Below are 15374 nucleotides of genomic sequence, written 5' to 3' on the forward strand. Positions count from 1 at the left end.
CGGCCGGGCAGGGGAACCGCTCGGCGGGACCGTCCGGATGATCAGAAAATCGAGGGGCTAACATATGAGCACCGCCTAGCTCGAAAGATGGACCTGTGACTGTCAACGAAGACGCGTTCACGAACTGGAAGACCCGCGAGGAGATCGCGGAGTCGATGATCCCGATCATCGGGAAGCTGCACCGGGAGCGGGACGTCACGGTCCTCCTCCACAGCCGCTCCCTGGTGAACAGGTCGGTGGTCAGCCTCCTGAAGATCCACCGGTTCGCCCGCCAGATAGCCGGCGAGGAACTCTCGGTCACGGAGACGATGCCTTTCCTGCAGGCGCTCACCACCCTGGACCTCGGCCCGGCCCAGATCGACATCGGCATGCTCGCCGCCACCTACCGGTCCGACGGTCACGGCCTGTCCGTCGCCGAGTTCACCGCCGAGGCGGTCGCCGGCGCGACGGGCGCCAACAAGATCGAGCGCCGCGAGCCGCGCGATGTCGTGCTCTACGGATTCGGCCGCATCGGCCGCCTCGTCGCCCGTCTGCTGATCGAGAAGGCCGGTTCCGGCAACGGCCTGCGGCTGCGTGCCATCGTCGTCCGCAGGGCGGCCGGACAGGACCTGGTCAAGCGCGCCTCGCTGCTGCGGCGCGACTCCATCCACGGCCAGTTCCAGGGGACGATCACGGTCGACGAGGCGAACAGCCGGATCGTCGCCAACGGCAACGAGATCAAGGTGATCTACTCCGACGACCCGGCCTCGCTGGACTACACGGAGCACGGGATCAAGGACGCCATCCTCATCGACAACACCGGCCGGTGGCGCGACCGCGAGGGCCTGTCCCAGCACCTGCGTCCCGGGATCGCCAAGGTCGTCCTCACCGCGCCGGGCAAGGGCGACGTCCCCAACATCGTGCACGGTGTCAACCACGACACGATCAAGCCGGACGAGCAGATCCTGTCCTGCGCGTCCTGCACGACCAATGCCATCGTGCCGCCGCTGAAGGCGATGGACGACGAGTACGGCGTCCTGCGGGGCCACGTGGAGACCGTCCACTCGTTCACCAACGACCAGAACCTGCTGGACAATTACCACGCGTCCGACCGCCGGGGCCGTTCGGCACCGCTGAACATGGTCATCACCGAGACCGGCGCCGCCTCCGCCGTCGCGAAGGCGCTGCCCGACCTCGACGCGAAGATCACCGGCAGCTCCATCCGCGTACCCGTGCCGGACGTCTCGATCGCGATCCTCAATCTGCAGCTCGGCCGGGAGACCACCCGCGAGGACGTCCTCGACTACCTGCGCAACGTGTCCCTGACCTCGCCGCTCAAGCGGCAGATCGACTTCATCAGCGCCCCCGACGCCGTGTCGAGCGACTTCATCGGCTCGCGCCACGCCTCGATCGTCGACGCCGGCGCCACCAAGGTCGAGGGTGACAACGCGATCCTGTACCTCTGGTACGACAACGAGTTCGGCTACTCCTGCCAGGTCATCCGGGTCGTCCAGCACGTCTCGGGCGTCGAGTACCCCACCTACCCGGCGCCCGCTCCCTGAGCCCGCTCGCGGACCTTGCCGGCCCGGTGGTCGGCCGGCAGGGTCCGCGTGCCGCCGTGCGGTGTGGGCTCCCTGCTGTCACCTCGTCAGCGGCCACTGCCGGACCGCACAGCGGTCCGGCAGTGGCGTACGACACCGCTCGTCTGTGGTCTGCGTCATGCGGGGTACGGACGTCCCGGGCGTAGCGTCGGCCCCCCTGACTCCGTGGCGACTAAACGGGTGGCCGGCAGTGCACGTTGATCTCTCCCCGCTGATTTCCGCGACGACGCAGTGGCTCACGCGTGCCTACCCGGCCCGCGGGGCCTTCTCCTCGGCGCTGTCGCAGGCGCAGGCGCGGCAGGCCGTCACGGTCGCCGCGTGGCTGCGGTACCCGAGCGCGATGGACGCCGCTCTGGTCGCCCTGGCCGGGCCGGGCGGCTCCGCCCGGCTCGACCGGGTGACCGGTGCTCCGGGCCCGGAAGAGGCCCACCCGTGGTGTTCCTGGGTGGACGAGGTCGTGGCCAGCTGGGCCGCCTGCCTGCTCGCCCGTCCGGCGCTGGCCGAGACCGCGGTGGCGGCGCTCGCCGACGGCGAGCACACGGGCGGCGGGCCGGTGGACTTCCGGCGCCTGGTCTCACCGGACGTCCACGACCTCGAAGCGGCGGCCCTGCTGCGCCACCCCGATCTTCTGCAGCCGATAGCGGCCCTCCACGGGGCCGGCCTCCTCGACCGGCTCGGCCAGGACTCCGGCGTCGCCCACTGACCCGCACCGCCCGAGCCGGACCGGGGCGGCCACGCGTGGCGCGCCCGCCCGTCCCCGGTGGACCGGCGCCGGACCCGCAACCCGCCACCGCCAGGACCCCCGCGATCGCCAGCGGCCCGCACCGTCCCCCGGAGATCGTTCGCGGGCCTTTCCGGTGGTCGCCCGGCAGCGTGAACGCGGGGAACGGGTGTCGGCCGAATTGCCCGCACCACCCGCGAGGACGGGTGTGCGGAGCCCGAGGCGTCACCGGCCGGGCCGGGAGTCCGGACAGCGGGTGGTCGCGAGGCCCGGAAACAGGCCCCGGTGACTCGAAGGAGCCGGTACGCGGACCGGGCGGGGTCCATGACGACCCGGGCACCGCGTTCCGCCCCTTTACCGGGCGTCGGCCCTTCGGCGGGGTGGGATGTCCGGCCGCACGGGAGCACCTTCCCCCTCACGGGTACGGGTCAGCCGGGTCCCTGCTCGGGGTCGCGGTCCGATCCGGGCCAGACGTAGGGCATGTCGTCGGGGACGTCGGGAAAGCGGCCGCGGTAGAAGTCCGGGTCCTTCCGCAGCAGTGCCGACCGGTGACTGCGATGGAACTCCGGGAGGCCGAGCCAGGGCGGGAGCTCCCCCGCCGTGGCCAGCTCCTCCTGACTCCGGACGGCCGCGCCCGGGCGCCAGGCGCCGTAGTCCCGGGTCAGGGTGGCCGCACAGGTGTCGGAGCGCCCCTCCCCCGTCCACGCCGCACAGATGTCCAGCCCGTACCGCACGAGCGCTTCCTCGTAGCCGGTCCACATGCGCACGGCCGGGTGCCTGCGCCAGCCGTATCCCGGGACGGTCAGCCCGCGCAGCACCTGGAGCGCCTCCACCCGCTGCTTGCCGAGCCGTCGCGGGTCCAGGGTCACCGCCGATTCCGCGAAGCACGCGAAGGGGAGGAAAGTCTGCATATGACCTTCCTACCCCTGCGCGCCCCGTCCGCAGACGCCCTTCGGCCCGCACCGCCGCACGAGGCGACTTTGCATGATCATGCGATCTGGCGCATACTCTTCCTATGTCTAAGGTTCTCACCTCCCTGCCCACCGGCGAGCGCGTCGGCATCGCTTTCTCCGGCGGCCTCGACACCTCCGTCGCGGTCGCGTGGATGCGCGACAAGGGCGCCGTCCCGTGCACCTACACCGCCGACATCGGCCAGTACGACGAGCCCGACATCGCGTCGGTGCCCGGCCGCGCGACGGCGTACGGAGCCGAGATCGCGCGCCTGGTCGACTGCCGCACGGCGCTCGTCGAGGAGGGCCTGGCCGCGCTCACCTGCGGCGCGTTCCACATCCGCTCGGGCGGACGCGCGTACTTCAACACGACTCCGCTGGGCCGGGCCGTCACGGGCACCCTGCTGGTGCGGGCCATGCTCGAGGACGACGTGCAGATCTGGGGTGACGGATCGACGTTCAAGGGCAACGACATCGAGCGGTTCTACCGCTACGGGCTGCTCGCCAACCCGCACCTGCGCATCTACAAGCCGTGGCTCGACGCCGACTTCGTCTCCGAACTCGGTGGCCGCAAGGAGATGTCGGAGTGGCTGCTCGCCCACGGCCTCCCCTACCGGGACAGCACGGAGAAGGCGTACTCCACCGACGCCAACATCTGGGGCGCCACGCACGAGGCGAAGACGCTGGAGCACCTCGACACCGGCGTCGAGACGGTCGACCCGATCATGGGAGTGCGGTTCTGGGACCCCTCGGTCGAGATCGCCGCCGAGGACGTGACGATCGGCTTCGACCAGGGCCGCCCGGTCACCATCAACGGCAAGGAGTTCGCCACGCCGGTCGACCTGGTGATGGAGGCCAACGCCATCGGCGGCCGGCACGGCATGGGCATGTCCGACCAGATCGAGAACCGGATCATCGAGGCCAAGAGCCGCGGCATCTACGAGGCACCGGGCATGGCACTGCTGCACGCCGTGTACGAGCGCCTCGTCAACGCCATCCACAACGAGGACACGGTCGCGCAGTACCACAACGAGGGCCGGCGCCTCGGCCGGCTCATGTACGAGGGCCGCTGGCTCGACCCGCAGGCCCTGATGGTCCGCGAGTCGCTGCAGCGGTGGGTGGGCGCGGCCGTCACCGGGGAGGTGACGCTGCGCCTGCGGCGCGGTGAGGACTACTCGGTCATGAACACCTCCGGCCCGGCGTTCAGCTACCACCCGGACAAGCTGTCCATGGAGCGGACCGACAACTCGGCCTTCGGGCCGGTCGACCGGATCGGCCAGCTCACCATGCGCAACCTCGACATCGCCGACTCCCGGGCGAAGCTGGAGCAGTACGCCGGTCTCGGCATCGTCGGCACCACCCACGCGGCGCTTCTCGGTGCCGCCAAGACCGACTCGACGAAGCTGATCGGCGAGATGCCGGAAGGCGGCGCCGAGGTCATCGCCTCGCGCGGCCCGGCCGAGGGCGACGCCGACCAGATGCTCGACCGCGCCGCGATGGAGTTCGGCACCGACTGACCCGGTCCGGCGTCCCGTACGCCCTCGGGGAACCGAGGGCGACGCCGACCACACCCGGCATGAGGGCGCCCGGTGGCCGTACGGCCACCGGGCGCCCTCATGCCGGGACAAGGCTCAGGGGTGCTCGCCCGGGCCCTCGGCATGGGAGGCGAGGCGGGTCGGCGAGAGCGCGGTGTCCTCCTCCCCCGGCTCCAGCAGCGTGGCGGCGGCCCCCACGATCAGCGGGTCCGGCCTGCCGACCGCCTCCGGATCCTTCGCCGCGTAGTCGATCCGGGCGAGGATGCTGCGCATCGCTTCGAGACGGGCACGGCGCTTGTCGTTGCTCTTCACCACCGTCCACGGCGCGTGCGGGGTGTCGGTGGCGCGGAACATGTCGATCTTCGCCGTGGTGTAGTCGTCCCAGCGGTCGAGGGAGTCGATGTCGGTCGGCGAGAGTTTCCACTGACGTACCGGATCGACCTGGCGGATGGCGAAGCGGGTGCGCTGCTCGGCCCGGGAGACGGAGAACCAGAACTTCACCAGGATGATGCCGTCGTCGACGAGCATCTGCTCGAAGTCAGGCGCCTGACGGAGGAACAGTTCGTACTCGGCCTGGGTGCAGAACCCCATCACGCGTTCGACACCGGCCCGGTTGTACCAGGAGCGGTCGAAGAAGACTATCTCGCCCGGCGCCGGAAGATGGGAGACGTAACGCTGGAAGTACCACTGGCCGCGCTCGCGGTCCGTGGGCTTGTCCAGGGCCACGATGCGGGCGCCGCGCGGGTTGAGGCGTTCCGTGAACCGCTGGATGGTGCCGCCCTTGCCGGCCGCGTCCCGCCCCTCGCACACCACGACGATCCGCGCGCCGGTGTCCTTCGTCCAGCGCTGCAGCTTGAGCATCTCGATCTGGAGCACGCGCTTGACCCGCTCGTACTCCCTGCGGCCGACCTTGCGCGCGTAGGGGTAGTTCTCACGCCAGGTCTTGATCGGCCTGCCCGCCTCGTCGAGGAGGATCGGCTGCTCCGGTCTGCTCGTGTCGACGGTCAGACCGTCCAGCAGCTGCTTGCCCACCTGATCACGGTCCACGGAGGGGAGCCTTTCACTCGTTCGCCCGGTGCGCCACCCGGCGTGCGGCGTCGAACACGCGACCGCGCCGGACAGCGGAAATCCCCGGTCCGCAATTGCGGGTCGGGGATTTCCTCGCGTATATTTGTTGTTTCTGTGCGCACACAAATATACCCCCATAACGGGGGTCAACAAGGTTTACAATATCGGTCAGGGAGCCACTTTGTCAACCCGCGAAAATGCCGACCTGCAGGCGGAGCAGGAATTCGTCCGGCGGCTCCACGATCGCGTGGACGTGCTGCGCGGTGCCGCCGCGCAGCACGTCCAGGACGCGTTGGCACCGGTCGGGACCGGTGCGCAGGCGCGCCTGGAACGCGATGTGCTCGTCGCCGAACGTTCGGGGCTGCTGGCCGCGCTCGACGCGGTGGACGGCTCGTTGTGTTTCGGCCGGATCGACCTCTCCGACGGCACCACGCACCATATCGGCAGGGTGGGAATTCGGGAGGACGACACCGCGCACACGCCTCTTCTGATCGACTGGCGGGCGCCGGTCGCCCGCCCCTTCTATCTCGCGACCGGGTACACGCCCATGGGTCTGCGCCGGCGTCGGCACATCACCACCGAGGGCCGTCGGGTGACCGAGTTGCACGACGAGATCCTCGACCTCGGTGACCGCGAGCGCAGCGGCTTCGAGGACCCGAGCGGCGACGCCGTCCTGCTCGCCGCGCTCGGCGCCGCCCGCACGGGCCGCATGGGCGATATCGTGCGCACCATCCAGGCGGAGCAGGACCGCGTCATCCGCGCCCCGCACCGCGGTGTGCTCGTCGTCGAGGGCGGCCCCGGCACGGGCAAGACGGCCGTGGCGCTCCACCGTGCCGCCTTCCTGCTCTACGAGCACCGTGAACTGCTCGCCAAGCGTGCCGTCCTGGTGGTGGGCCCCAACCCGGCCTTCCTGCGCTACATCGGCGAGGTCCTGCCGTCGCTCGGCGAGACCGGCGTCATGCTGGCCACACAGGCCGAGCTCTTCCCCGGGGTCCACGCCCGCGGCACCGACACGCCCCGCGCCGCCGCCGTCAAGGGCGGCGCGCACATGGCGGAGGCCCTCGCCCTCGCCGTACGCGACCGGCAGCGGCTGCCCGAGCCCGGTGCCCCGCTGGTCGTCCCGCACGACGACGGGGATCTCGTCCTGGACTGGGAGATCGCCTACGAGGCCCGGCAGGCGGCCCGCGACACGCACCTGCCGCACAACCTCGCCCGCCCGTACTTCGCCTTCCACGTCATCGACGCCCTCACCGCGCAGCTCGCCGAGCGCATCGGGGCCGACCCGTACGGGGGCCCCAACTTCCTCGGCCCCGACGACATCGCCCAGCTGGGCAAGGCCGTCGCCGCGAGCGAGGAGGTGCATGCCTGTGTCGCCGACCTGTGGCCCACGCTCACCCCGGAGGGATTCCTCGGCGACTACCTGGCCGAGCCCGTGTACGTACCGGAGGAGGACGCCGCCGCGATCCGGCGCACGGCCGGGGACACCCGGTGGACCCCCGCCGACGTGCCGCTCCTCGACGAGGTGGCCGAACTGCTCGGCGTGGACGACAGCGCCGAACGGGCGGCCGCCGAGGCCGAGCGCCAGGAGCGGATCGCCTACGCGCAGGGGGTGCTGGAGCTGTCGCGGGGGTCGGAGACGTACGAGTTCGAGGACGAGGAGTCCGAGATCCTCTCCGCCCACGACATCGTCGACGCGGAACGGATGGCGGAGCGGCACGAGGAGGCCGATCACCGCAGCGCGGCCGAGCGCGCCGCCGCCGACCGGACGTGGGCCTTCGGGCACATCATCGTCGACGAGGCCCAGGAGCTGTCCCCGATGGCGTGGCGGCTGCTGATGCGCCGGTCGCCCACCCGCTCGCTGACCCTGGTCGGCGACCCCGCGCAGACCTCCGAGGAGGCCGGTGTCGGCTCGTGGGAGCGCATCCTGGAGCCGTACGTCGGTGACCGCTTCGAGCACGTCCGGCTCGCGGTCAACTACCGCACACCCGCCGAGATCATGGAACTGGCCGCGAAGGTCGTCCGGGCCGCCGATCCCTCCTTCGAGCCGCCGGGCTCGGTGCGGTCCACCGGCGAGGTGCCGTGGACGCGGGACGCGGGAGCGGACCTGGCGGACGCGGTGGCGCGCGCGGTCGAGGAGCTGACGCCCGGGGAGGGGCGCCTCGCGGTGATCGCCCCGCGCGCCCTCCACGAGGAGATCGCCGCCCCGCTCGCCGGCGTCACGGCCGGGGCCGCGCCGGACCTCACCCTGCCGGTGGTGCTGCTCGACCCGCGCGAGGCCAAGGGGCTGGAGTTCGACAACGTGCTCGTCGTGGAGCCGGCCCGGTACGGGACAAGCGACCTGTACGTGGCGCTGACCCGGGCCACACAGCGTCTCGGCATCGTCCACCGGGAGCCGCTGCCCGAAGCACTGCGCTGACGGGGCGCGAAGCCCGCCGCCTCCCCGGCGGCCGTCCCCGCCGGGGAGGGGCCGGTGAGCCGGAAGGGCGCCTGCGACGGCTCCCGGCTTTGCGGAACCTTTACCCGGAGCGGGCCGTTGGACGGATGCGGACGCGCGGACGCGCGACCGGTGTACCGGACGACTACCGAGGTGACGTCACATGGCGGTGTGGGACCGGCTCAAGGACCAGGCCAGGACGCTGCAGCAGTCCTCCCGGGGCGAAAGCGGGCGGAGCGGGGCGCCGGGCTCGGGCGGTGGTTCGCGCGCCCAGCTCGTGAGCACGCTGAAGACACAGCTCGGTTCCCTCAAGACCGAGCTGAAGAGCGGTGCGTACCGGGACGCGAGCATGGCGATGTGCGCGCTGGTGGCGGCGGCCGACGGGCAGGTGGACCCGGCCGAGCGGCAGCACGTCGAGTCCCTGATCGTCAGCAACGACGTGCTGCGGAACTTCCCGCCCGAGCAGTTGCGTCAGCGCTTCGACAAGCACGTGGACGCACTGACGCGCGACTTCCCGCAGGGGAAGGCCGAGGCGATGCAGGACATCGCGAAGACCCTCAAGAAGCCGACGGAGGCACGGGCGGTGATCCAGACGGGCATCGTCATCGCCGGCGCGGACGGGGACTTCTCCCCCGCCGAGCAGTCGGTCCTGCGGGAGGTGTGCGTGGCACTCAACCTCTCCCCGGGGGAATTCCAGCTCTGATCTCCGCTCACCTGCCGGGCGGCGGCCCGGCGTGCGTGCGCCCCGGCACCCGGGCGGCCACCGCCCCGGCCGTCCGGGAGGCGGCCGTCGCGCACCGAGGGCGCGCGGAACGAAGGCCGGCGGCCCCGCGGGACCGGACCGGATCGCTTCCTCGATGCGCCGGCCCGGGCCACGGGGATACCGGGAGGCCCTCGGGGTGGCACGGACGTTGTCCAGCCGCCCGCCCGCGGATCGGTGTGGTACGCCCTTCGTTCATCGCCCTTTGATTCTGTGTGCGGGTGACTTCCAGACCCGCTCCGCCCCCAGCGTTCACGGCAGCCACACGCCGACGGTTCCTGACCGTCACGGGCGCTGCCGCCGCCCTCGCCCTCTCCGGCGCCCTGCCCGGAACCGGACCGGCCTCCGCCCTGACCACGGCACGCCCCGTGGACGACCCGTTCACCCTCGGCGTCGCCTCCGGTGACCCGCTCCCCGACGGTGTCGTCCTGTGGACGCGCCTGGCTCCCGACCCCCTGGACCCGTTCGGCGGGATGGACCGGCGGACGTACCCGGTGCAGTGGGAAGTGGCCACCGACGAGCGGTTCGGCAGGGTCGTCAGGCGCGGCACGACCCGGGTCGGCCCCGAGTTCGGGCACACCGCCCATGTGGACGTCCGCGGTCTGAAGCCGTGGCGTGAGTACTTCTACCGGTTCCGCTGCGGAGGATTCATCAGCCCGGTGGGGCGGACGAGAACCGCGCCCTCCCCCGAGCAGCTCGTGCCCCGCATGTCGCTCGCGTTCGCCTCGTGCCAGGCGATCTGGGAGGGCTGGTACACCGCACACCGGGACCTGGCCTCGCGCCGGCACGACGTCGTGCTCTTCCTCGGCGACTACATCTACGAGTTCGGCAACGACCGGGGGATCCGCCCGGGCGACGGCGAGGAGCACAACACCCGTCAGGCGGTCACGCTGGACGACTACCGCCGGCGCTACGCCACCTACAAGCTCGACCCGGACCTCCAGGCCGCCCACGCGTCCGCCCCCTGGATCGTGGTCCTCGACGACCACGAGGTCGTCGACAACTGGGCGGGTCCCCACGCGGGAAGCACCCCGCCGGCCGAGTTCCTGGTGCGCAGGGCCAATGCCCTGCGCGCCTACTGGGAGCACATGCCGCTCCGCGCGCCCCAGTTGCCGCAAGGCCCTGACATGCGGCTCCACCGGCGGCTGCGGTACGGACGGCTCGCCGAGTTCTCGATGCTCGACACCCGCCAGTACCGCGACGACCAGGCCAACGGTGACGGGACGAAGGCGCCGAACGCGGCGACCGCCGATCCGGCACGCTCGCTCCTCGGCTTCCCCCAGGAGCGCTGGCTGCTCGACGGGCTCACCGCCTCACCGGCCCGCTGGAACGTCCTGGGCCACCAGACCGCCATCACCCTGCTCGACACCGTGTCCGGGCCGGACGTGGCCGTGCCGATGGACACCTGGGACGGCTACAGCGCCTCCCGCGACCGCCTGCTCGGCGGCATCGCCGCGCGCGGGATCCGCAACGTCGTCAGTCTCGCCGGGGACCTGCACCGCAGCGTGGTCAGCGACCTCGCCCTGGACTTCCACGACCCGGACTCCCGGGTCGTGGCGACCGAGTTCGTCGGGACGTCGATCACGTCAGGACGGGACGGGCAGGACCTCGACGCCGGAGGGCAGGTGCTCCTCGACGAGAATCCGCACATGAGGTTCGGCAACTTCAAGCGCGGTTACGTCAGCTGTGAGATCACTCCGGAACTGTGGCTGTCCGACTTCCGCGTGTGCGACAAGGTCACCGTCCCTGACGGCACCGTCAGCAGCCGTGCCGTGTTCGCCGTCGAGAACGGTGTCGCCGCCGTTCAGCAGGCTTGAGGAGACCACCGGTGAAGAAGATCCTCCCTCTCACGGCCGTCGTGGGCATGGCCGCCGCCGCCGTGGCGGCCGGCCTCCCCTCGGACGAGGCGCGTGCCGTCACGAGCCGGCCGGGGGCGAAGAGTCCGCGGTCCACTGTCACCCTCTCGGTCGCGCCGGGGAGCCTGACCGCGAGCGAGCTCCCCTGTCTGCCCACCAGGCTCGCCGTCAGCATGACCAACACGGGGAACGAGCCCGTCTTCGCCGACGCCACGCTGGCCGCCGACGCGCCGATCGTCCTGACGGACGAGGTCTTCTCGACCTACCTCCCGGCCACCGACCCCGACCAGCCGGTGACCCGCTCCGTGGGCGTCCGGGTGCCGCACGGCACGGCGCCGGGCACGTACGACCTGACCGTGACCGCCGGCAAGCAGCGCGTCGTCGTGCCCCTCACCGTCGAGGCCGTACCGGAGCCCGCCCCCGGAACGAATCTGGCGTTCGGCCGGCTGGCGACCGCGTCCTCCACGCATGGCAACTTCCGTACCTGCGGGGCGGTGGACGGCGACAGCGACTACCGCAACTGGTCGACCGGGAGCGGGTGGAACGACGCCGACAAGGGGGTCTTCCCGGACTGGCTGGCGGTCACCTGGCCCGAGCCGGTTCAGCTCGGGCGGATCGAGGTCGTCACCTACGGCACCCCGTCGCGGCCCGCGGCCCTCCAGGGCGTCAAGGACTTCGACGTCCAGGTGAGGACCGGCGGTGACTGGCTGACCGTGGGCTCCTACCGTGCCAACACCCGTGAACGTGTCGTGACCACGTTCGATCCGGTCACCACCGACTCGATCAGAGTGGTCGTGCACGCGTCCAACAGCAGCGACTACTCACGCATCCTGGAGGTCGAGGCGTTCGCACCGCGGTAGCTCCTGTCCCGGGGCCCGTCCCCGCCCGGCGGACCCTGCCCGTCCCCGGACCGGCAGGGGCCGCCCGCTTCCCGCCACCGGCGCGCCCGGACCGCCCACCACATCCCCGTACGCCTGGGCGACCAGGGGCACCACGGCACACCGCCCCGGCCGTGCCGCCGCCGACACCGAGCGGTCCGGCCCCGCGGGGGACGAGCGGCCCTCCCCCACCACCGTGACCGCGCGCGTCCCACCCCACGCCGTTCGCCGCGCCGCTCGCCGGGTCCGCGGGCCCGTCGCCCGGATCACCGGGCGCCTTCCCGGTCCCGCGCCGACGGGGTCGTGACCGCGGAGCAGCGGTCCGGCCCGCCGGGGCGGTCCGCCGGCGCGTGCGGACGACGCGCACGCCCGGAGCGCGTGTGTCCGCCGTTCGCGTGAAAGAGGGCGGCGTTCGCCGCGTCCGGCACCCGAGCCGGCGGTACGCACCGGCGGCGACCGCCACAGTGGTCGGGGGCCCGGGACGCTGCCCGTCGCCCGGGACGGGTGTCAGCCGATGTCGGAGAGCGTGGAATGACTGCCTTTCAGCTGTCGGTCGTGGTGCCGTGTTTCAACGAGGCCGAGGCGATCGAGACCTTTCACGCCACCCTGCTCTCCGTCCTCGAACCCCTCGGGGACGGCCTGGAGATCTGCTACGTGGACGACGGCAGCAGTGACGGGACACGGCTGCTGCTGCACGGTTTCGCAGCGGCGGACGCACGCGTCCGGTACACCGCGTTCAGCCGGAACTTCGGCAAGGAGGCGGCCATGCTGGCCGGACTCCGGATGTCCAGGGGTGCCGCGGTGGTGCTCATGGACGCGGACCTCCAGCACCCGCCCGAGCTCATCCCCCGCATGCTGGAACTGCACCGGCACGGATACGACCAGGTGATTCCGCGGCGCGACCGGCGGGGCGACGGGGTACTGCGCAACGCCCTCACCCACACCTACTACGCCCTGGTCCGACGCTGCATGGACGTGGAGGTCATCGACGGCTCCGGGGACTTCCGGCTGCTGTCGCGACGGGCGGTGGACAGTGTGCTCCTGCTGCCGGAGAGCAACCGCTTCTCGAAGGGGATCTTCTCCTGGATCGGCTTCGACACGGTCAGCTTCAGGTACCGCAACAGCGAGCGCGCGGCCGGACAGTCGAAGTGGGGCAGCAGACGCCTGCTGAACTACGGCATCGACGGATTGCTCTCCTTCAACAACCGCCCCTTGCGCCTTGCCATCTACACGGGATTCTGGGTCTTCTTCTCAGCGCTCGCCTACGCCCTGTGGACGGTCGTGAACGTGGCGCTCAACGGCGCCGAGACACCCGGCTACGCCACCCTCCTCACCGCCGTCGTGGCGCTGAGCGGAATCCAGCTGATGACGCTCGGGGTCATCGGCGAGTACGTCGGCCGGATCTACCACGAGGCGAAGCACCGCCCGCCCTACGTGGTGCGGGAGACCAGCGAGACGTGCCGTACGCCGCCGGCCGGGCCGCCGCCGGCCGGCCAGGAAGCCCTGGGCGAGCGCGCGGCCGGACGGTCGCGCACCGTGCGGCAGTTCGCCTCGTTCCTGCTGATCGGCTGCGTGAACACGGCGGTGTACCTGGGCGTCTACTACACGCTGAACCGATGGATGCCGTACCTGGCCGCCCATGTGGTGGGCTTCACGGTGAGCGTCATCGGCTCGTTCCTGCTCAACTCCTACATCACGGTGGGCACGAGGCCGACCTGGCGGGCCTTCGTGCGCTATCCCCTCTCCAGCGCGGTGAACCTGGTGGCCTCGGGTGTCCTGCTCTATCTCGCGGTCACCGGTCTCGGCATGGACAAGAACCTCGCCGCCCTGGCCGCCGGGGTGCTGGTCACACCGGTCTCCTTCCTGCTGGCCCGGTGGGCGATCACGTCGGGCCGGGCAGCCGGCGCCCCGCAGAACCGGCCGGCCGGTGCCCGGCCCGAGCGGTCGATGAGCCGGTCCGACAGCCTCTGAACGACGGCTCCGTACCCCCTCCGGTGACGAAAGGCGGTCGCGCACATGGGTGGCAGCGTCCCGGGAACCGCCGTTCCCGAACAGCCGGAGGAGCGGGGGCGGCCGGACGGGGCGGGGTGTGCGGGCGGTGAGGAGCGCCTCCCCCCGGAACGGCGCTGTGGACGTGCGGACGCACGGCCGTGGACGGACCTGTGGGTGCCGGCGCTCGCGGTGCCGTTCCTCGTGCTGCTCGGCGCCGCCTCCTGGTTCGGGCGCTGGGTCCGCCCCGGCGCCGACGACTGGTGCTTCCTGCCCGTCGTACGGGACGAGGGCCTCGCCGGTATCGTCGGCACGTTCTATCTCGAGGACAACGGCAGGATCGCGAACGGACTGCTGGTGGGCGCGTACGCGGTGTTCGGGGTCGCGGGTCACCAGTGGTTCGCCCTGGTCAGCGGGGTGCTGACGCTGGGTGTCCTGTGGGCGGTGACCGCCTCCGTGCTGCGCGGGGCGGCCCTCACGGTGCCGCGTGGCACGGCCCTGCTGACCGCGTCCGTGGTCACCGTGCTCTTCCTCTTCGTGACGGCCAACACCTACAAGACCTTCTACTGGCCCGCGGCCTCGGTCTCCCACACCCTGCCTCCCGTGCTCGCCTGCGCGGCGACGCTCCCGCTCCTGCGGGCCCGTTCGCGCCGGGGCAGGGGTGTCGCCCTGGCCGTGGCCCTGCTGGCCGGCCTGTTCATCGGCACCCTGTCCGAGGAGAGCGCGGTCGTCGTCCTGGTCGTCCTGTGCACCGCCGTGCTGGTCGGCCGCCGCGTCTTCCCGGCCCCTGTCCGGCGTTTCGGGTGGGCGTGGTGCGCGGCCGGCATCGCAGGGACGGGGATCGGGGCGCTCGTCCTGCTCACCTCACCCGGCTCCCGGGCCCGGCGGGAGCGGTACGGTGCGCAGGACGCCGCCCTCCTCGCCCCCGACTCGCTCATCGGGTCGCTGCGCGGGTTCGGAGAGGTCGTCGTCACGGTGGCCTCGACCTGGCAGTACGTCGGAGCGCTGGCCGTCGGACTCCTGCTCGGCCTGACCGCCCGCCGCGCCGACGGACACCCGCCGGGTCCGCCGGCGCACCGCCTCCTGATCGCCGCCGCGGGCGTGCTCGCGCTGCTCCTCTCCGGTTACCTCTGCACGGTCATCACCTATCCGGCCTTCGGTGCGCGCGTGGGGACCACCAACCGGCTGTGGAACGACTACCTGTTGCTGTACATCGCCCTGCTCGTCGGCGCCGGTTTCCTCCTCGGGCAGGCGATCCGGCTGCGCACCCGGCACACCGGACCGGCCACGGCCCTCTGTGCCGCGCTCTGCCTGCTGGTGTGCGTCGGGCCGGCCGTCTCGCTCAGCCGCCTCGGGAGCAGCATGGAAGCCCGGGCCCAGCGGTGGGACCACCAGGACCGGTGGCTGCGCGAGCGATCGGCGGCCGGCGCCGAGGTGCTGCCGTACAAGGCGGTGACGGTCAGCGGGATGCTGGAGCCGTTCGGGCGGCAGGGGCGCAACCCGTGGCCCGCCGGGTGCGTGGCCGACTACTACCACCTCGAACGCGTCACCTACTCGACCCGGCTCCCCTGAGGCCTGCCTCGCTCCTGGTCCATGGCCGCGG

Annotated in this window: 11 protein-coding genes; 9 read left to right on the plus strand and 2 right to left on the minus strand. The window is 71.8% G+C overall.

The genetic code is table 11. The features are described 5' to 3' along the window. Positions 1-95: 95 nt before the first annotated feature. Together BA175_RS25905 and BA175_RS25910 are read left to right on the plus strand one after the other, a co-directional pair. Positions 96-1541: a glyceraldehyde-3-phosphate dehydrogenase gene (locus tag BA175_RS25905; RefSeq protein WP_069173935.1), complete on the plus strand. Its 1446-nt coding sequence runs from the start codon at positions 96-98 to the stop codon at positions 1539-1541. Positions 1542-1770: 229 nt separating this feature from the next. Continuing rightward, entirely contained in the window at positions 1771-2283 is a 513-nt protein-coding gene (locus BA175_RS25910) for a hypothetical protein (RefSeq protein WP_069173936.1), read from the plus strand. A 446-nt stretch (positions 2284-2729) separates the two neighbouring features. On the opposite strand, the gene BA175_RS25915 is transcribed toward BA175_RS25910, so the two are convergent. Then, entirely contained in the window at positions 2730-3212 is a 483-nt protein-coding gene (locus tag BA175_RS25915) for an MSMEG_6728 family protein (protein WP_069173937.1), read from the minus strand. Positions 3213-3316: 104 nt separating this feature from the next. Between BA175_RS25915 and argG the strand changes: the two genes are divergently transcribed. Then, positions 3317-4768, plus strand: coding sequence for an argininosuccinate synthase (argG, locus tag BA175_RS25920; RefSeq protein WP_069173938.1), 1452 nt, complete (start codon positions 3317-3319; stop codon positions 4766-4768). A 114-nt stretch (positions 4769-4882) separates the two neighbouring features. On the opposite strand, the gene ppk2 is transcribed toward argG, so the two are convergent. Beyond that, a complete protein-coding gene (ppk2, locus tag BA175_RS25925; RefSeq protein WP_069173939.1) occupies positions 4883-5833 on the minus strand; it encodes a polyphosphate kinase 2 in 951 nt (316 codons plus the stop codon). Positions 5834-6059: 226 nt separating this feature from the next. On the opposite strand from ppk2, the gene BA175_RS25930 reads away from it, so the two are divergent. The 6 genes from BA175_RS25930 (at position 6060) to BA175_RS25955 (ending at position 15343) form a co-directional block, all read left to right on the plus strand. Beyond that, a complete protein-coding gene (locus tag BA175_RS25930) occupies positions 6060-8270 on the plus strand; it encodes a HelD family protein (protein WP_069174270.1) in 2211 nt (736 codons plus the stop codon). Positions 8271-8451: 181 nt separating this feature from the next. Further along, positions 8452-8991 carry a tellurite resistance TerB family protein gene (locus BA175_RS25935; protein ID WP_069173940.1) on the plus strand — a complete coding sequence of 180 codons (540 nt, stop codon included), beginning with the start codon at positions 8452-8454 and terminating at the stop codon, positions 8989-8991. A gap of 278 nt (positions 8992-9269) precedes the next feature. Next, positions 9270-10865 carry an alkaline phosphatase D family protein gene (locus tag BA175_RS25940; RefSeq protein WP_069174271.1) on the plus strand — a complete coding sequence of 532 codons (1596 nt, stop codon included), beginning with the start codon at positions 9270-9272 and terminating at the stop codon, positions 10863-10865. Positions 10866-10876: 11 nt separating this feature from the next. Further along, positions 10877-11764 carry a galactose-binding domain-containing protein gene (locus BA175_RS25945; RefSeq protein WP_069173941.1) on the plus strand — a complete coding sequence of 296 codons (888 nt, stop codon included), beginning with the start codon at positions 10877-10879 and terminating at the stop codon, positions 11762-11764. Positions 11765-12313: 549 nt separating this feature from the next. Beyond that, entirely contained in the window at positions 12314-13753 is a 1440-nt protein-coding gene (locus tag BA175_RS25950) for a glycosyltransferase (protein WP_069173942.1), read from the plus strand. Between the two features lie 45 nt (positions 13754-13798). Beyond that, a complete protein-coding gene (locus BA175_RS25955; RefSeq protein ID WP_069173943.1) occupies positions 13799-15343 on the plus strand; it encodes a DUF6056 family protein in 1545 nt (514 codons plus the stop codon). Positions 15344-15374 lie beyond the last annotated feature (31 nt).

The organism is Streptomyces griseus (assembly GCF_001715295.1).
GTDB lineage: Bacteria > Actinomycetota > Actinomycetes > Streptomycetales > Streptomycetaceae > Streptomyces > Streptomyces griseus_G.

Coding starts and splice junctions, on each gene's coding strand:
- BA175_RS25915 (WP_069173937.1), bottom strand. CDS start 3,212: ATGCAGACTTTCCTCCCCTTCGCGTGCTTCGCGGAATCGGCGGTGACC.
- BA175_RS25950 (WP_069173942.1), top strand. CDS start 12,314: ATGACTGCCTTTCAGCTGTCGGTCGTGGTGCCGTGTTTCAACGAGGCC.
- BA175_RS25955 (WP_069173943.1), top strand. CDS start 13,799: ATGGGTGGCAGCGTCCCGGGAACCGCCGTTCCCGAACAGCCGGAGGAG.
- argG (WP_069173938.1), top strand. CDS start 3,317: ATGTCTAAGGTTCTCACCTCCCTGCCCACCGGCGAGCGCGTCGGCATC.
- BA175_RS25935 (WP_069173940.1), top strand. CDS start 8,452: ATGGCGGTGTGGGACCGGCTCAAGGACCAGGCCAGGACGCTGCAGCAG.